Annotated in this window: 16 protein-coding genes, 1 tRNA gene and 1 pseudogene; 16 read left to right on the top strand and 2 right to left on the bottom strand. The window is 52.8% G+C overall.

All coding sequences use genetic code 11. The features are described 5' to 3' along the window. Positions 1-21: 21 nt before the first annotated feature. The 9 genes from KJF94_RS28145 to KJF94_RS28105 all read left to right on the top strand — a co-directional run bounded on the left by KJF94_RS28145 (position 22) and on the right by KJF94_RS28105 (position 9628). The gene (locus tag KJF94_RS28145) at positions 22-2247 is read left to right on the top strand and encodes an AsmA family protein (protein ID WP_214380240.1); all 2226 of its coding nucleotides are present in this window, start codon (positions 22-24) and stop codon (positions 2245-2247) included. After that, positions 2244-3311 (top strand): A/G-specific adenine glycosylase, encoded by a 1068-nt coding sequence (mutY, locus tag KJF94_RS28140; RefSeq protein WP_214380239.1) that lies wholly within the window; start codon positions 2244-2246, stop codon positions 3309-3311. Before KJF94_RS28145 ends, mutY begins: the two co-directional genes overlap by 4 nt. Then, on the top strand, positions 3308-3580 hold the full coding sequence (locus KJF94_RS28135; protein WP_010464608.1) for an oxidative damage protection protein: 273 nt from the start codon (positions 3308-3310) through the stop codon (positions 3578-3580). The genes mutY and KJF94_RS28135 overlap by 4 nt, the downstream gene beginning before the upstream one ends. 103 nt (positions 3581-3683) lie before the next feature. Continuing rightward, positions 3684-3759 (top strand) — tRNA-Phe (locus tag KJF94_RS28130). Positions 3760-4465: 706 nt separating this feature from the next. Beyond that, complete coding sequence (locus KJF94_RS28125; RefSeq protein WP_214380238.1) at positions 4466-5398, top strand: LAPAL motif-containing putative phage structural protein; 933 nt, start codon at positions 4466-4468, stop codon at positions 5396-5398. Positions 5399-5649: 251 nt separating this feature from the next. Next, positions 5650-6042: a hypothetical protein gene (locus tag KJF94_RS28120; RefSeq protein WP_214380237.1), complete on the top strand. Its 393-nt coding sequence runs from the start codon at positions 5650-5652 to the stop codon at positions 6040-6042. Between the two features lie 116 nt (positions 6043-6158). After that, a complete protein-coding gene (locus KJF94_RS28115) occupies positions 6159-6665 on the top strand; it encodes a hypothetical protein (protein ID WP_214380236.1) in 507 nt (168 codons plus the stop codon). Positions 6666-6971: 306 nt separating this feature from the next. Then, positions 6972-8477 carry an Eco57I restriction-modification methylase domain-containing protein gene (locus tag KJF94_RS28110; protein WP_123582070.1) on the top strand — a complete coding sequence of 502 codons (1506 nt, stop codon included), beginning with the start codon at positions 6972-6974 and terminating at the stop codon, positions 8475-8477. Between the two features lie 95 nt (positions 8478-8572). Continuing rightward, positions 8573-9628 carry a BsuBI/PstI family type II restriction endonuclease gene (locus KJF94_RS28105; RefSeq protein WP_185019805.1) on the top strand — a complete coding sequence of 352 codons (1056 nt, stop codon included), beginning with the start codon at positions 8573-8575 and terminating at the stop codon, positions 9626-9628. 171 nt (positions 9629-9799) lie between these two features. Here the strand turns inward: KJF94_RS28105 and KJF94_RS28100 are convergent, their stop codons facing one another. After that, complete coding sequence (locus KJF94_RS28100) at positions 9800-10153, bottom strand: hypothetical protein (RefSeq protein WP_123582072.1); 354 nt, start codon at positions 10151-10153, stop codon at positions 9800-9802. A gap of 619 nt (positions 10154-10772) precedes the next feature. Here KJF94_RS28100 and KJF94_RS28095 point away from each other — a divergent pair. The 6 genes and pseudogenes from KJF94_RS28095 to KJF94_RS28070 all read left to right on the top strand — a co-directional run. Next, positions 10773-11327, top strand: coding sequence for a hypothetical protein (locus tag KJF94_RS28095; protein WP_123582073.1), 555 nt, complete (start codon positions 10773-10775; stop codon positions 11325-11327). Continuing rightward, complete coding sequence (locus tag KJF94_RS28090) at positions 11305-11673, top strand: hypothetical protein (RefSeq protein WP_123582074.1); 369 nt, start codon at positions 11305-11307, stop codon at positions 11671-11673. The genes KJF94_RS28095 and KJF94_RS28090 overlap by 23 nt, the downstream gene beginning before the upstream one ends. Positions 11674-11843: 170 nt before the next feature. Continuing rightward, a complete protein-coding gene (locus KJF94_RS28085) occupies positions 11844-12998 on the top strand; it encodes a tyrosine-type recombinase/integrase (RefSeq protein ID WP_214380235.1) in 1155 nt (384 codons plus the stop codon). 81 nt (positions 12999-13079) lie between these two features. Continuing rightward, positions 13080-13430: a hypothetical protein gene (locus KJF94_RS28080; RefSeq protein WP_214380234.1), complete on the top strand. Its 351-nt coding sequence runs from the start codon at positions 13080-13082 to the stop codon at positions 13428-13430. Positions 13431-13451: 21 nt separating this feature from the next. Continuing rightward, entirely contained in the window at positions 13452-14042 is a 591-nt protein-coding gene (locus tag KJF94_RS30440) for an HTH domain-containing protein (protein ID WP_214380233.1), read from the top strand. After that, positions 14017-14438 (top strand): annotated as a pseudogene (locus KJF94_RS28070) (IS30 family transposase); the annotation flags it as partial. The gene KJF94_RS30440 and the pseudogene KJF94_RS28070, both read left to right, overlap by 26 nt. Here the strand turns inward: KJF94_RS28070 and KJF94_RS28065 are convergent. Continuing rightward, on the bottom strand, positions 14435-14725 hold the full coding sequence (locus KJF94_RS28065) for a uracil-DNA glycosylase family protein (protein WP_431768166.1): 291 nt from the start codon (positions 14723-14725) through the stop codon (positions 14435-14437). The pseudogene KJF94_RS28070 and the gene KJF94_RS28065 sit on opposite strands and share 4 nt — an antisense overlap. Positions 14726-15691: 966 nt before the next feature. Here KJF94_RS28065 and KJF94_RS28060 point away from each other — a divergent pair. Further along, positions 15692-16648: a hypothetical protein gene (locus KJF94_RS28060; RefSeq protein WP_214380232.1), complete on the top strand. Its 957-nt coding sequence runs from the start codon at positions 15692-15694 to the stop codon at positions 16646-16648. The last annotated feature ends 134 nt before the right edge of the window (positions 16649-16782 follow it).

The raw sequence follows: 16782 nt of genomic DNA, 5'->3' as shown, positions 1-16782 counted from the left end.
ACTAACTACAAGGACTCGCCCATGAAAGCGTTCGGCAAAATCCTGGGTCTGGTACTTCTCGGGCTGTTGCTGATCATTGTGGCGCTGGGCTTTGCCCTGACCCACCTCTTTGATCCCAACGACTACAAAGACGAGATCCGCCAGATTGCCCGCGACAAGGCCCACATCGAGCTGACGCTCAATGGCGACATCGGCTGGAGTCTGTTCCCGTGGCTCGGCCTGGAATTGCACGAAGCCAGCGTCGCGACCCTGGCCAAGCCCACCGAGCCCTTCGCTGACTTGCAGATGCTCGGTCTGTCGGTGCGCGTGCTGCCGCTGCTGCGCCGCGAAGTGCAAATGAGCGACGTGCGTGTCGAAGGCCTGAACCTGCGCCTGAACCGCGACAAGGACGGCCACGGCAACTGGGAAGACATCGGCAAGGTGCCGGTGACTGCCAACCCGACTGCACCGGCGGTCACTCCTGGCGAACCTGCACCGGAAACCACCGTCCAGGTGGAAAAACCGGCGCAGCCGATTCGCCTGGACATCGACAGCCTGACCGTCAATAACGCCCGCGTTGAATACAGCGACGAGAAGACCGGCAAGCAGTTCAGCGCCGAAAGCATCCAGCTGAGCACCGGGCCGGTCCACGATTCCACCAACATCCCGGTCAAACTCACCGCGTTCCTCGGCACCAATCAGCCGGTTCTGCGGGTGCGTACCGAGCTCAATGGCGAGCTGCGTTTTGAACGCGCCTTGCAACGCTACAAATTCGAAGACCTGAAGTTGTCCGGTGAAGTCGCCGGCGATCCGCTGCAAGGCAAGACCGTGACCTTCGCCGCCCAAGGCCAGTTGTTGCTGGATAAAGCAGCGAACGTCGCCGAATGGACCGGCATCAAGATCTCCGCCAACCAGCTGCGCGCACTGGGTGAGCTGAAGGTCAACGACCTCGACAAGACGCCGCAAATCAACGGCGGCATTTCGATTGCCCAGTTCGACCTGGCGAAGTTCGTCGACAGCATCGGCCAGACACTCCCGGCCATGGCTGAGGGTAGCCTGAGCAAAGTTGAACTGGTCAGCCGCGTTGCCGGTACGCCGACCAGCGTGGTGTTCGACAACATCAACCTGAAAGTCGACGACAGCACCTTCACCGGCCGCATCGCCGTCGAGGACTTCGCCAAGCAATCGCTGCGCGCGGTCCTCAAGGCTGACACCTTCAACGTCGACCGTTACCTGCCGCCAAAATCCGCCGAAGCCAACAGCGCGACACAAGTGCGCAAGGCTGAAGTGGCCAGCACCGAAGCCGACGCCATGGCTGGCGCGGGTAGTACGCCGCTGCCGGACAAGCCCACCAAAGACGCGTGGAGCAGCGAGCGCCTGTTGCCGGTGGAACGCCTGAGCAAACTTGATGTGGACGCTGACCTGACGTTTGGCCAGTTGACCCTCGACAAACTGCCAATCCAGAACGCGGTGCTCAAGGCCAATGGCAAGGAAGGCCTGCTGACGCTTGAGAACCTGCGCGGCGACCTGTACGACGGCACCTTCGAATCCAAGGGCACCCTCGACGTGCGTCAACAGGCCCCGGCGCTGAACATGCAGACGCGCATCAGCAAAGTGCCTGTGGAGAAAATCCTCGAAAGCCAGGGTAAAAATCCGCCGGTCAAAGGCCTGGTCACGCTCGACAGCAACCTGACCGGCAATGGCAACAGCCAGAAAGCACTGATCGAAACCCTCAACGGCAACGCCAGTTTCGTCATCAACAACGGCGTGCTGCTCAATGCCAACCTCGAACAGCAACTGTGCAAAGGCATCGCCACGCTGAACCGCAAAACCCTGAGCGGCGAACCGCGAGGCAAGGACACACCGTTCCAGGAACTCAAAGGCAACCTGACTTTCCGCAATGGTGTAGCCAGCAACCCGGACCTGAAAGTTCGTATTCCTGGCATGACCGTGAATGGTGACGGCGACATCGACCTGCGGGTGCTGGGCATGGATTACCGCGTTGGCATCATCGTCGAAGGCGATACGAGCGCCATGCCGGATCCGGCCTGTCAGGTCGGCGACAAGTTCGTCGGTATCCAGTGGCCGCTGCGCTGCCGCGGCCCACTGGAACTCGGCGCCAAGGCTTGCCGCCTGGACAATGAGCGCATGGGCCAGGTCGCCACCAAAATCGCCGGCGACAAAATCAGCGAAAAGATCGATGAGAAGCTTGGCGACAAGGTCAGCCCTGAGTTGAAAAACGCATTGAAGGGGCTGTTCAAGCGATGAGAGCCGAGCAGTTTTCATCGGCGGTGCTGGATTGGTACGACCGCCATGGCCGCCACGACTTGCCTTGGCAACAAGGCATCACACCGTATCGGGTGTGGGTCTCGGAAATCATGTTGCAGCAGACCCAGGTCAGCACCGTGTTGAATTACTTCGACCGTTTCATGGCCTCCCTGCCGACGGTCGAAGCGCTGGCCGCTGCGCCGGAAGACGAAGTGCTGCACCTGTGGACAGGCCTCGGCTACTACACCCGTGCGCGCAATTTGCAGAAGACCGCGAAGATCGTCGTCGCCGAGTACGGTGGCGAATTTCCACGGGATGTGGAAAAGCTGGTTGAGTTGCCGGGGATCGGTCTGTCCACGGCGGGCGCCATCGCCAGCCTGAGCATGGGCCTGCGAGCACCGATTCTGGATGGCAACGTCAAACGGGTGCTGGCGCGGTTTACGGCGCAGGAGGGTTATCCGGGCGAACCGAAGGTCGCCAAACAGCTGTGGGCGAACGCTGAGCGCTTCACGCCCCATGATCGGGTCAACGCCTACACCCAGGCGATGATGGATCTGGGCGCCACGCTTTGCACCCGCAGCAAACCGAGCTGCCTGCTCTGCCCGCTGGAAAAGGGCTGCGAAGCGCACATGCTCGGTCTGGAAACCCGCTACCCGATTCCCAAACCGCGCAAAACCGTGCCGCAGAAACGTACGCTGATGCCGATGCTCGCCAACGGCGAGGGCGCGATTCTGCTTTACCGACGCCCTTCCACGGGCTTGTGGGGCGGCCTCTGGAGCCTGCCGGAACTCGACGACCTCGACGACCTGCAGCATCTGGCCTCGCAGCACTCGCTGGAACTGGGCAGCCAACAAGCGCTGCCGAGCCTGGTGCATACCTTCAGCCATTTTCAGTTATCCATCGAACCCTGGCTGGTTCAGGTCCAGGAGGCCGGCCATCACGTGGCCGAGGCCGACTGGCTCTGGTATAACCTCGCCACCCCGCCGCGCCTGGGCCTTGCCGCCCCGGTCAAAACCTTGCTCGAACGCGCGGCCGCCGTATTGAACGCAGGAGAGTCGTCATGACCCGCACCATCATGTGTCGCAAGTACAAAGAAGAACTGCCCGCCCTGGAGCGCGCTCCATTCCCGGGCGCAAAAGGCCAGGACATTTTTGACCACGTCTCCGCCAAGGCCTGGGCCGACTGGCAGAAACACCAGACCCTGCTGATCAACGAAAAACGCCTGAACATGATGAACGCCGAAGACCGCAAATACCTTCAGGGCGAGATGGACAAGTACTTCTCCGGCGAGGAATACGCCAAGGCTGACGGCTACGTTCCGCCGGCTGAATAATTCCGCTTTTTCGAGGGTCGGAACGTAAGCGACGGTAATAATTAAAATTTTTTTGAAAACTTTCTTGACGACCCCCTGAAAAACCAGTTTAATGCGCCCCGTTGCCCAGATAGCTCAGTCGGTAGAGCAGGGGATTGAAAATCCCCGTGTCGGCGGTTCGATTCCGTCTCTGGGCACCAAAATACCGAGAAACCCCAAGGAACAATGTGTCCTTGGGGTTTTTTATTGCCTGCGATTTAATAGCTGCTGGACCATTTCTGGACCAAGCCACTTCGCACCTTTCTTTGACTACCCCTCCAACCACGTCCTAGGCCATCTCCCCAAAAGTAAATGCTTTAAGGCAGTTTCGAAGATACAACAGAGGGCCCACCTAAGCTCGCCCGGGCGAGTGGCAACACAGTCCGCCCCAGCACCACCCTCTCGCCTCCCAAACCGCGCCACAGGGGCTCTCAGCACCTGCGCCAGAGCGCTCGTTTCGACACCAACAAAAGTCACGCGGTACGCGCGCCGTCACGGCAAAACGCTCCATCGCAGCCCTCCATGTGCAAGATGTAAAGAAAACGGGCCCCTATCCGAATCCAGGGGAAATACATAGGATGAAGTGGGCATGATTAGCTTTGTTGTGACATGAAACGACGGCTTGGAAACGCGCCCAGTAACAGATGGAAAAAATCCAAATACCTAGATCTAGACACACCGTTGCAAACCAAATTTTGCCCGTACCCAAGCCGTAGAAAAAATTGCGGAACGGCTTTCGCTGGTGATAGACCCTCGCAGGATTGTCAAGGAGGGGATTTGATAGCATTCTTGCCGGCGGGGAAATACCGTAAAGAATTTAAAGTCTGAAAACGGACATTAGATATTAGCTTTAAGAATGGAGCGGAAATGACAAACGAGCAAAATGGCAATCTGACCGAGAAAAATGAAGAAAAAAAACTTGCCGAGTATAAGTTTGTCATTTCTTATGACGCAAAAGACAAATCACTATCCCATCACGAAATAAATGCTAAGGAGTTGGGAGAGGCTATCCTTGGCATGAATAACTTGATTGAGGAAACAGCCAAGGCAATTGGCTCAAGTATCGAAAAGGTCCAGCTAAAGGTAACTACTCCTGTCAAGGAAGGCTCTGTCGAGGTAGTGTTCGCATTACTGGCAGACCCAGGCGTAGCTTTAAAGGTTTTAGCGACACTAGGATTTGCAGCACAAGGAGCGGCAATCGCCAAAGCCGCACTGGTTGAAATGGTGCAAAAAATCGGAAACAAAAAAATCACGAACATAGCGATTGATGGCGATAGCGAGGAAGCCAAAGTAACAACTGATGACGGTACATTTGTAATGGACAAAACCGTGGCTAAATTAATAGCCAACAAACGGGCACGAGAGTCTTTGCACAAAATCATTCAAGCACCGCTCATCGGAAAGCCCAATGCCATTTTTAAAGTTTTAGATAAAAATGAACTACCAGTCTGGACTGCACAGGAAGAGGAAATTAACGACTACAAGCCTTTACCTGCTGGAACACTAGAAGAAATTTCGATAGATCGAGAAAAGATTAACGTTAGCTTTTCCCAGATAAATTTTGACTCAAGCAAAGGATGGCGAATCAAAAACAAAGACCATGAAGAATATCCAGTGACGATGAAGGATAAAACATTCCTGGACAAAGTCAGACAAAACCAGCAAGCGTTCAAAAAAGATGACTTATACGAAATAGATCTAGAAGTAACAACGACCTCAAGGCCCACGAGATCTACAATTGATCGTGTAGTTGTTGAGGTGACACGCCACTGGGCAAGCGGTGACAGACGCCAGGTTTGACATTGATATGTGGACTGAAAAAGACATCGCATGGGCGGCTTTATACCTGAGCCTAATATTACTGGCACCAGCCACGTACAAATTCGCTCGTGTTTTTTTTAGATATATATTCAATCGTTTCATATCTGACGAAGACGTCATTGTGATCTACGCCCAGAATGGAGTAATGACATCCAAAATAAAAATCAGCAAATACTCTGATGGTAGAATTGTAAAAACTCTTTTGAGTTTAGATTCGGAGACACATAAGGATGAGTGAGCAAAGCAACTCTGGGCTGACTCAACCGGGGCTTACCGCAACCGTTAGTATCGCTCTCATATCTGTATTTACAATCTGCTCACCTGAAAGTATCTCTTCAGATATGCGGCAAGCAGCTTCCGCACTAATCGCGGTCATTAGCCCATTCATCGTTGTTCTACTTATGAGAGCATTCCATAAGATGAATATCGACCCCGACCTTATCAGAACAGTGTCGTACCTTGAACGAGACCTTGAGTTCCAGAATGATCAACTCAAGGGCAAAAATCTCCCAGACGAAACTAGAAAAATAATTGAAGCGAACCAACGCTCAACTCTTGAGAAGCTATCGACAGCACATCAAGATTTTTATAGCGGAAAACTGAAAGCCAGAAAGGTACGCTAACATACTAAGAGCCCAGCCGATCGCTGGGCTCTCATATATGAAGCTTTTTGTTTTTGGGGGTTCGAAAACTAATGCCTAGCAGATTCCTGACTCGACAGATCAGCGAGATCAAATCTATGAAGCTTCCCAGAAGCCTTTATGGTTATATTTATCTCGTCGGCATGGATCGCCAAAATTTCTCCGACTACAGTGAGTGGCAGCAATTTTGTGTACTTTACAAGGCCATGCTAGGCCTCCAAGGACAGGAAGAGTTCGAAATATTAGCCGCCCGACTCATTGGCTTCATAGAGAGGTACAGGCCAAAATCTGGAGACACCACTCTAAATCCAAGCAAGGCACTGGCAAAAAAAGAGCGACGCCGTTTGAGCCGGGAAGGCCCCAGTAAAGCAGAACGCCACCTAGCAAAAGAGTTGCGTAAAGCGAAGCCATCATCAAGCAAAACGATTGAGGACTGGAACGCATCACCACGAATTGGTCTCGGTATCCAAAGCTCCCTACCCCCATCCCCCAAAACTAGACGCGACCAAGTGAAAATAGATGCGCACACCACCCCTTCCAATCAGACCGACACGTCTCATATCTTGTACGTCGCCGGATGGACAATGGCATTTGATGAGGAATGACGCGATGTGGGTGTAAATACGTCATTGAATATCATCTCAACAATCACTTGATATCCTCCTGTTGCCGCTGACCGAAACTGAGCCAGCGCAGCTCTCTCGTCTCCCTTGGCACGCAACGGGACCTCTGAGCGCCCTCTACCACCTCGCACTCCAGACGCTTAGAAGTCACGCGGTGTGCGCGGATTGCCAGACGCCCGGTCTTAAAAATGCGAAAACTTTCCCTGAGAGAGGGTGAAAGAAGGCAAAATTCCGTTGCGACTTAGAAGCCGACTAGTAGCTGACCACTCTCTCTTTACGTAGAAACCGATGCCAATCACCCAGTTCGCACACCAAAATGGAAAAGCCTTTGTCTCGTCTCTTAGCAAAGATGAGCAGAAGAGCCTGGGGCAGTTCATGACCCCCCCTCCTATAGCTACGTTCATGGCGCAGCGGGCAACTACCGGGATATTCTCTGATGTCGTTAGCATCCTAGAGCCATCAGCAGGAGCGGGAATACTCGCTGCCGCCGTCGTGCAAGAGCTTCTAAGGCGCGAGGAACGCCCTTCTCGTATAGAGCTGACACTTTACGAGATAGATACACGACTCAAGCCTTATCTGAGGCGCTTGGCTGACCGTCTACGGCGAGCCGCAAAAGACTCGGGCGTGACGCTTTCGTGCCACATCGTAATTGGGGACTTTCTGCTATCTGCTTTAGCGCAATCCGCTAGGCCGGAGTTCGATGTCTGCATAGCTAACCCTCCCTATTTTAAGCTGAACAAGGCGGATCCCAGAGCCAAGGCTCATACCTACGCGGTCTATGGCCAACCAAATATCTACGGGTTGTTCCAAGCAGCTTGCGCCAGCCTAATCAAACCAACAGGGCGCTGGTGTTTCATTACCCCGCGATCCTGGCTCAACGGCTCCTATTTCGCTGCTGTGAGAAGGCATCTACTTCACTACCTTCACATCGATGCCTTGCATCTTTTTGAGAGCCGCCAAGCGCACTTCTACGAGGACACCATCCTACAAGAGGCCGTAATAGCTTGGGCTACGGCTCAACCGTTACGCGCTGGAGAAATTGCCTTCAGTACGAGCCAAGGAGTCTTGGACCTACGTGACGCCGAGCTCTTCGCGATTCCAACCACCGAGGTGATCGCCAACGATGACCAAATGACAATCGCTATTCCGGTGGCAGCGGGGGCAAATCATGCTGGAAATGATTTTGAGGAGTGGCACGACACCTTGGCCACACTCGGACTCAAGGTATCGACTGGTCCAGTAGTCCCATTTCGCTCCAAAGAATTCATTTTGGAATCCTTTGCCAGAGGAGCTGTTCCGTTGCTATGGATGCAGCACGTAAAACATACGGGCATAAGGTGGCCAATACAGAAAAAACGCGAGCACATACTCTCCAATGCGGCTAGCGCTTGGATGCTCCTAAGAAACACCAACTACGTGGTCATGCGACGCTTCAGCCCCAAAGAGGATATCAGGCGGGTGACAGCAGCTCCGTACCTTGCTGGAAGCTTGCCTGGCGAGTTCATTGGCCTAGAAAATCATCTGAATTACATCTACCGCCCCGGAGGAGAGCTCACTCGTTCGGAGACCATAGGACTCGCAGCCTTTCTCAACAGCACCGTAGTAGACGCCCATTTCCGAGCGGTTTCCGGTAGCACGCAAGTGAATGCAACCGAGCTTCGGAAGCTCCGTCTACCACCACTTGAATCGCTTATTGCTATCGGAAATCTGCTACCTGACACGCCGACGCTAGCTGAGGCAGATCACGCCGTTACGGTGACGCTACAGATAAGACACCTCCTAGCTGCGGTATAGAAAAAATAACTCCAGAACTGAAGTGGATTTATTTTAGTTGCAGCAATGAGAGCGCATTGATAGGATTCATCTCACCCCCAATGAGGAGAATCCGTATGTCCAGCCTACCGCCGTTTGCCCCCCTCAAATTTGTACAAGATCGCCTCGCCTTGGTTTTCCCTGAGACCTTTCCAGACCGCGCAATATTGGTCGGCGACATGGCAGCAAAAATGGTTTTTGTATGCTTGTATGGCGCCTTTACTGAAGGCATGGAGCGTTACTTTCGCCCCTCAACGGTGATTCGGTTTGGGTATCCCCAGTCAGAGAAGGACTCCGATGAGGAACGGCTCCTGTGGATCTCGACTTGCCACACACCAGGGTACAAAGCGGTAGATCAATGGTATGCCGACAACACCCGAGAGCCGCTTCGAGACGACTTAATCAGAAACAGGGCAATACCCATTGGCCTGATCGTAAAACGTGAAGGGGTACCAACGACCTCTCCTGCGCCGATTTACTGCTTAGCAGAGAGCTTTGCAGCACTTTTTGATCCGTCACTTGATGACGCAAGTCTGACCGAACTCATTGGGCGCTGGCAGGAACAGAACCTAGACCCCATGATTCTCAAAAGAATGCGCCTTCTCAGAAGAACTGGAGCCAAAGAAGGTCAAATAGCAGTCACGCTGCCGACCACCGGCACTACTTTACGTTTACCACCCGGTGAGGCTTCTGTAATCACACGCGACGTTTGCGAAGAGCTACTGAAGCAGATCATGATTGAACCTGTAGTTGTTCATATAAGTACATCGGAAAGGAAAACATTCCGGGAGCTTTCTGGTGAGGCGGAGGATATTGATTTGCATATTTCCTCGTCTGCGGAACTACCTGATATTGTGGCTGCTGATACTGGTCACAAAGATGGACTTCGGCTGATATTTATCGAAGTTGTGCACAGCGACGGCCCCATTACTGAGCTGCGCAAAGAGTCTCTACTAAAAATTGCTGCTGATGCAGGAATTCCGGAGAGCCATGTCCGAATGATCACTGCATTTGAAGACCGAAACGCCTCCCCCTTCAAAAAAAGGATCAGTGAAATTGCACGAGGTTCAGACATATGGTTCAGAAGTGAACCAGAACTTCTTGTGAGACTCGAAATTTTAAGCAAACCCTGAAATAAGTTAAAGTCAGCTCACCCAATCGTGACGCCTCATTATTTTTTGATGAAGCCCGCTAACGCTCGACTTTAATTCACTTTCGGGCTGCAACTTTAAAGCGCTAAAACTGCCGCAAAAGCTCAAAAGCTTTTGCGGCGGTTGTTCACTCAGCAGTAGGTATTAAAAATCTCAAACATCATCATAGTAGTTTTTACACACCTCCAACCTTTTCTTTCCCCTTACCCTGCGAAAAAGCTGACTGCTGGCTGCGCCTTCTTTTGATCCATAGTGCTTCATTGCCTCTTGGCATAAACCAGGCATTTTACTAGCCAATGCCCGACCAAGCCTTCTAAGCCTCGCAGAACGATCGTTCCCCACATCGGGCGGCAGGGAAATTGCGTAAAACCTCTTAAAAACCACTATTTCTTTCGATTCCGGGAAAGCGTAAGCGGCACATTGAGTAATATTAAGTTCTTGGGTTCTTAAATCGACTTCTTTCCTAGCCGAAGTGCTTACCAGTTCATAAAACAATACACAGTTCATTTGAATCTCCATAGCTCAGCATTAGCGGCCAAGCGGTTAATAATTTTAAAAACTCGATTCACCTTGAAACACAGCAAAAAACGCGCTCCTAGGGGAGCTCGGCGCCGATCATTCGAAGCGAGAGGATTTGTAAGTCCCCTATAGTATTGTTCAAAAAAAATCTCTCAAAACTGAAAGCCCTGAATATCCAGGACAAAACAGATCCATCCACTTTCGCCCTGTAAGTTCTGAGCAAACCGTATTTACGCAAATTTCACGCAGATATATTTCTATGATCCCAACACTCTGTCGGGTGAGTATTCAGGAGAGATCTATGTGCACATGTAAAAACCCTTGGATTTCCAGCGCCGTTGACACAGGCCGAAACATCCCGGACCCGCGCGTTCAAGTCGCCATCAGTATCTACGATCTGCTCTGCACGTTTTGCCGCGAAAAGTAGGCGTTTAAACCGTATTCACACTAAAGCTCATGTCGCACAGGCTTCATAGCTTTAGCCTCGTTAATACCCCCTTATCTAAGCGATTGGAGGGTATTCAAAATAGACTAATCAACGTGACCACGCCGTCAACCCGCCTGAGCGGACACTGAGCCCGTCACGTCGACACACTTCGGAAATAATATGAGCAGAACCAAAGCCGTCGAACCCAGCTTTATGGATCTCATCGCGGTAAAAGAAGCCCAAGCATCAAAACTGAGCTCCGGTGCCGAAGGAAAGATCACCTATCAACTCGCCCTTTCAACCGACAGAAAACAGGTGTTCATTGCGTTGATCGACAGTGGCAGTCAAGGCTACTTCAGCCGAGAGTGGATCAATACCGATGCCATCCTCGAAATACTGGAAAGCCTAGGTCAACGGGCAGAAGCGTTCCCCAGCAAAGTACTCCTACCAGTCTTTACAGGACGCTCCAGCAATAACGCTCCGTTCCTTGCTGCCGCCCTACTGGCTGAAAAGCTACTGGGCAGAGATGGGAAGCTTGAATCCAAATTGCGTGTGCTTGACGACGCTAGCAGCTGGAAAAAAGCTGTGCTGGCACTCAAAGGTAAGCTCATGCGGGTTCGGCTCGATGGTAAACCGATCCTGTCGACATCGCAGGCGAGCAACTCATCGTCGGAGCCAAACATCGAGCAAGGGAAAACCCAGGAGACAGAGCATGCTGCTGATTCGTCAGAGTGAAGCTGCTGCCCAAATCCTCGACACTGATATGCGCCAATGGGTGGAGAACCAGTTCCGGGTTTTACAAGGTTACGGCACACAGTGGCAACCCGATGAACTCGGCTGGTTCGCCGTCTGGGGTGAAGGCGATGATCCCTACGACAAAGGGCTATTCCTTGGCGTTAGAAGCTTCCTGCACAGTCCCTATGATCCGGCAGCCTCATTTGAAATCGTCGAGGACCACGGTCACTTCTATACCGCCGTCATCCTCCTGTCTGACCTGCTCTCGGTGGAAGTACTGATTCCGAAAGGACTCAATCTCCAATCAGAGATGAACACACAACTTACACAATGGAGTTCGCATTGACCGGCCCCACCACCGAAAGCACCGGAAATGGACCGGAGCGACGGGAGCAATCAACAGTCTCTCGTTAACCACCTCATCAACCCAACCATACCGACCACTGATGACTGCCCTGGCTCAGCTTTCTGAGCTGACTCAGGGATAGTCCAAACGCGTGTCAAAAAAGGTGCCCTATGAGCAAGCTCATCCGCCTTTCCAAGCGTGTGATTGACGCACTACCACCGCAACCCACCGATGCCAAAGCCAGGGAGAGTGAGTATTCCGACACCGAAGTTTCAGGCCTTAAACTGCTGATCAACAAACAAGGGCGCAAGTTCTTCTATCTGCGCTACCGACATGCCGGGCGACAGCGAAGCATGAAGCTGGGGAATTATGGAGAGCTGGACGTCGCCGATGCCCGCTTGCTCGCGCTCAAACACAGGGCTCAGCTTTCAAACGGCATTGACCCACAAGAAACCATCCTCGAATCAGGAATGACCTTTCGCCGCTTCATCGATGATCACTACCTGCCCCACGCCTACGCCAGCAAGCGCAGCGCTAACAGTGATGATTCAAAGTTCAAAACCCACCTCTTCGAGATGTTTGGTGCTCGCCCGTTGGCCTCCATCAGTCGACAGGAGATTCAACGGTACCACGACGAATTAATCAGCCGCAGAGCCCCAGCAACAGCAAACCGACATCTCGCCCTTCTCAAACGTAGCTTCAACCTCGCCATCTTATGGGGTTACCTCGATACAAACCCGGCGACCGGCATTCGCATGCACACGGAGAACAACCAATCCCAGCGTTTCCTCAGCATCGATGAGGCCAAGCGGTTGTGGACGGTTCTCAGCACCGAGCAAAACCAGATTGCGGCAAAAGCCATCAAGCTGATGCTGCTCACTGGTGTACGGCGCGAAGAAGCATTAAAGGCGCGATGGGAGGACATTGATCAGGAGCGCCTGTTATGGAACCTACCGATCACCAAGAGCGGGCGCCAACGCTTTGTGATGCTCAGCGAACCGGCATTGGCCGTCATCAACGAATTGCCCGGTACAAATTGCGGCCCTTATCTCTTCCCAGGCGCCAAACCCGGCAAGCCACTCAACAACGCTCGCAAATGCTTTCAGCGAGCGTTGAAAGTCGCGGGGCTGGTTCATCTACGCATTCACGACTTGCGCCACACCTTCGCCTCATTGGCCATCAACAATGGGGCCAGCCTGTATGAAGTCCAGCACCTGCTGGGCCATGCCAGTAACAAAACCACCCAGCGCTATGCCCACCTCGCGTCCGAGAACCTGCGGGTGGCCTCCAATCGGGTCAGTGATCTCGTGACCGCAACCACTTAGCCCAATCCCCGACACGTCCTGTCGGGCGACCTAGTCATGCTTACAACACCGCGACACTCAATATTTCCTTAGGAGTTAACCATGCGAAAAATTGTTGTTATTGCCGCCGTCACCACATCGCTGCTGTCGATCAGCGTTCAGTCCCACGCCAGTAGCCTGGTGTCACTTTCAGGCATGCAGTACTTCGCCAAGAATTGTGAAAAACGAGGCGGTACAAGCTATGTCAGCAACGACCAAGGCCGATCGATGCAGCCTTATAGTTACCGAGATATCGCCTCCACCTTGAAACACTCAAAAACCACCGCACTATTGGAAGCGAGCATGAGTGGGCAACGTGCAACCGAAGCGGACTTGGATAAATACTTGGCGAAAAACGAGCAAGCGGAAGCCAACAAGATGGAAAGCATCGGCACCTTGCGATGCCAGCGTTGAAGTCATCAAGAACATGACTTCATGACAGGCACTGAAAAGGCTCAGCGATTGCTGGGCTTTTTTATTTTTGATTCAAAAGTCACGCGGTGCGTGCGGTGTTGCCTGCCGTGGAAAGCATTTTTTCGCCGCAATGTCAGTACCGCACTCGTAGTAACAACAGTGCATACCTCACCCGTTCGATGTCGTGAAAATCGGGCTCGACACGCCCTGTCGGGCACTGACAGGACAATGATTCTCCGACGACAAATGGCCGAGCACGATACGTTAGCCCAGCGCTTGGGCATCATCCTGACCAAGTTCAATAACGGACAGCGCTTATCCATCAGCAGCTTGGCTGAAGAGTTCAACGTCTCCGAGCGCACCATTCAACGGGATTTAAACGTCCGATTGGCTTATCTTCCGTTGCAGCGAGAAGGGCAACATTACTCACTGGATCCGACCTATTTTGGTCGCTCGAACACCTCGGCATTATTTCGCCTGTGGGAGCAGGTCGGTGCCACGGCGTTGTTCCCTGACAATCACCCAGCGCTAATCAGTCAATGGCTCGGGCCGACCGCCTCGCCAGTGTTCCTGCTGTCTGGTTTTAACCTGGGATCGCGCGCATCGACCTAAGGTCTGCAAACTTGTTGAGAACCGAACGGTGGCGCAAATTGTTGCAGACAAGCCTCAATTGCAGTGGTCACCGGAACAAATTGCCGGTTGGTTGAAGCGTACTACCCGGACGATACGAGCTATCAGGTGTCACACAAGACGATCTATCGCACGCTCTTCATACAGGCTCGTGGGGCTCTGAAGAAGGAGTTGCTTGAGCATTTACGGCGCACGCGGGCCATGCGTCGCTCGCGCCATCACACGCAGAAGAAAGAAAATCACGGTCGAATCATTGACGCGGTATCGATCCGCGAACGCCCGGCCGCGGCTAAGGATCGGGCGGTGCCAGGTCACTGGGAAGGCGACCGGCTTGCGAGTATCAATGCAATGGGGGTTGTTAACTTAAAGCAAGCTCATAGGGCGTCTTGATACTGCTTGCGCAGTTTCGAGAGTTCCTCATCGATATAGCGAGCTTCGCCACCTCTCATGTTCGACCAACTCGGATGATAAAGCTTGCCCACTGGGAGGCCGTGGCGGGCCCTGATGACAGGCAACATAAGGTAGTTGTATGCCTCTCCGCCCAAGGCCAGCAGGAACCGTGGTCGGATCGTCTCGATTTCGGAAAACAGGTGTGTGTCCGCACAGGTCCCCACCGTCTCATAGGACAAGCGCTCAGTCTTGTCGCCGCCAGACTGGCATTTCACTAAGGCAGTTACCCTTCGCGCTGCCAACTCCGCTGGCAAGGAAGCAAAGCTGCTAATCCATAGGCCGAGAAACTGAAAGCCCGTCGATCGACGGGTTTTTTGCTGAACGCCTTTAACGTTCCCTGCTAGATCGGCATGCACGCACAGATCGTGGACTTAAAACATCCACGAGCATCACACCTCTGATAGATATCGCAAACTTCCTGAAACCCAGCTGGACATTTCTTAAATTTTGGGTCAGCAACCATTTTTTTTCGTTCAAGAAAATTATAGTCTTTGGGGATTTCCCTTAACGGCACAAAATCAGCTTTTGTTTCAGCAGTGGACGGACTTGCTTCGGTTGCTACAGCGCTAGGCGACTGAGCAACCGCTAACAATGCAAGGACGCAGAGGCAGCTGAGAAAAACGACCTTTCGAACACTCGCAAATACTCTATTCATCATAATCCCTCCAAGAATATAAATTGATCCTCGACGGAGGCGACAATGCCTAACAAGCATGCGGTCACTGACAACCCTCGATATCGATTCTTAGCATAGTGCAAATTCATGTACACCGAAGAACCTCATCTCTCATGCAATTTCAACAAAATATTTTAGCAACACCCAACTCTGGGTAACTAAGGCTTAGCTTTTTTGGCGTTGGGAGCGATGAGGGTAGCTCTGTTTATCGGCATGTGTAATGTAAAGGCGGACACCATCGGGGCTCTATTTCGTACTTCCCTCAATGTCAGCCAGTTTGAAATCGTCATGTCAGCTGCACAGTTGTTAACCGCTGGTCGGCTCCGAAACTGCATGTGAGCGAATTTTCGCCGTCAAAACCAGAAGCGCAGGACCGGGGCGTGACTTTTAGCTGCTCTCAACTCTCCATGTGGTAATTGGACGCCTGTATTCCTACCGACTACGGTGTATGTAGCACCGTGCCAGCCTACAGGTTTGGCCACTGACTCAAGGATGGAACCTCGCAATGCGCGCTCGTCTGCTCCTTGCCGCTGTTACCGCGACCTCTGTGCTTGCCGGCTGCTCAAGCCAACCGTCCATGAACTACCAGCAAGCGCCTACGCAACCACAGTACCAAGGTGACATGGATGGGCTATCCAAGTTCAGCCTGGCCAAGTCCACGCTGTTCGTGAATTACGCTGACCCTGAGAAAAAAACCGGAGCTGTCCTGGTCTCGACCCCTGAAGAGGCCGAAGCCAATGGTGATCTGTCGCAGGTGAATTTCATGATGGAGCCCTCGGGCTTCCCGCATCCAAAAACGCACCTGCAAGTGACAAAACGCGCCAACACCCAATTGCTTGAGTCGGTGGGCACGACAATTGAAGACACCAGGACGAAAACCATCGAGAGCGTTGGCGGGATCGTGGTGGCGTTGGTCGGTGTACTACCATTAGACGCCCCACTCGACAGGCAAAGCTCGTGCCCTAACCCAAAGCCCACAGCCGTATTGCCTTTGGTGATCGACACCGAGGCTTACCTAAATCAGACCCATTCGAAAGCTGCTGACAAAAACGCACGCAGCGGCGCCGTTGAGAAACGTTGCGTTATGCCGGTGGACTTCGATCTCAAATTCGGGCCGGTGCCAAACGATGCAGTCGCTCGCGCCACTTATCTTGAGCACATCAAGCAAGGGCCACAGGAGGTGATGTTTTATTCCGCCTGCCGACCGGTGACGATCACCTTCACCACGGAACCGCTCAAAGGGCAGCAATTTACAACCACTGTTGCCGACCCGAACTTCATCCAAACCGTGAAACTTCCGGCAAAGGGCAAAGTGGACATGCACTCAGCGTGCGGCGTGAACACGACCAGTGAAGCCTCCGGCGTCGGCTCGACCGCTGACATCGTTAGCGCGATCATCGGACAAGTGAAGAACGTTCGCGAAGCCTGGAAGACCAATGCGGAGAAAAAGGACGCCAAATAGACGCTTCAGTTTTTTCTGGGCTCCGCTCGACGACTTGCCGTTTGCAGGTTGTCATCCAGTCTTTCCTCGAGCATTGCGTTACCTGACTTTCACCCTGACAGCGCAGGTTTTTGTATTGCCTCAGGATCAATGCA

This window comes from Pseudomonas hormoni, from assembly GCF_018502625.1.
Classification (GTDB): domain Bacteria; phylum Pseudomonadota; class Gammaproteobacteria; order Pseudomonadales; family Pseudomonadaceae; genus Aquipseudomonas; species Aquipseudomonas hormoni.
Note: the sequence above shows the minus strand (reverse complement) of the source record. Positions and strands in the feature narration are given on the sequence as shown.

What these genes read in the sequence shown, in the direction of transcription:
- KJF94_RS28145 (WP_214380240.1), top strand. Translation starts at nt 22, where the DNA reads ATGAAAGCGTTCGGCAAAATCCTGGGTCTGGTACTTCTCGGGCTGTTG.
- mutY (WP_214380239.1), top strand. Translation starts at nt 2,244, where the DNA reads ATGAGAGCCGAGCAGTTTTCATCGGCGGTGCTGGATTGGTACGACCGC.
- KJF94_RS28135 (WP_010464608.1), top strand. Translation starts at nt 3,308, where the DNA reads ATGACCCGCACCATCATGTGTCGCAAGTACAAAGAAGAACTGCCCGCC.
- KJF94_RS28125 (WP_214380238.1), top strand. Translation starts at nt 4,466, where the DNA reads ATGACAAACGAGCAAAATGGCAATCTGACCGAGAAAAATGAAGAAAAA.
- KJF94_RS28120 (WP_214380237.1), top strand. Translation starts at nt 5,650, where the DNA reads ATGAGTGAGCAAAGCAACTCTGGGCTGACTCAACCGGGGCTTACCGCA.
- KJF94_RS28115 (WP_214380236.1), top strand. Translation starts at nt 6,159, where the DNA reads ATGAAGCTTCCCAGAAGCCTTTATGGTTATATTTATCTCGTCGGCATG.
- KJF94_RS28110 (WP_123582070.1), top strand. Translation starts at nt 6,972, where the DNA reads ATGCCAATCACCCAGTTCGCACACCAAAATGGAAAAGCCTTTGTCTCG.
- KJF94_RS28105 (WP_185019805.1), top strand. Translation starts at nt 8,573, where the DNA reads ATGTCCAGCCTACCGCCGTTTGCCCCCCTCAAATTTGTACAAGATCGC.
- KJF94_RS28100 (WP_123582072.1), bottom strand. Translation starts at nt 10,153, where the DNA reads ATGAACTGTGTATTGTTTTATGAACTGGTAAGCACTTCGGCTAGGAAA.
- KJF94_RS28095 (WP_123582073.1), top strand. Translation starts at nt 10,773, where the DNA reads ATGAGCAGAACCAAAGCCGTCGAACCCAGCTTTATGGATCTCATCGCG.
- KJF94_RS28090 (WP_123582074.1), top strand. Translation starts at nt 11,305, where the DNA reads ATGCTGCTGATTCGTCAGAGTGAAGCTGCTGCCCAAATCCTCGACACT.
- KJF94_RS28085 (WP_214380235.1), top strand. Translation starts at nt 11,844, where the DNA reads ATGAGCAAGCTCATCCGCCTTTCCAAGCGTGTGATTGACGCACTACCA.
- KJF94_RS28080 (WP_214380234.1), top strand. Translation starts at nt 13,080, where the DNA reads ATGCGAAAAATTGTTGTTATTGCCGCCGTCACCACATCGCTGCTGTCG.
- KJF94_RS30440 (WP_214380233.1), top strand. Translation starts at nt 13,452, where the DNA reads ATGACAGGCACTGAAAAGGCTCAGCGATTGCTGGGCTTTTTTATTTTT.
- KJF94_RS28060 (WP_214380232.1), top strand. Translation starts at nt 15,692, where the DNA reads ATGCGCGCTCGTCTGCTCCTTGCCGCTGTTACCGCGACCTCTGTGCTT.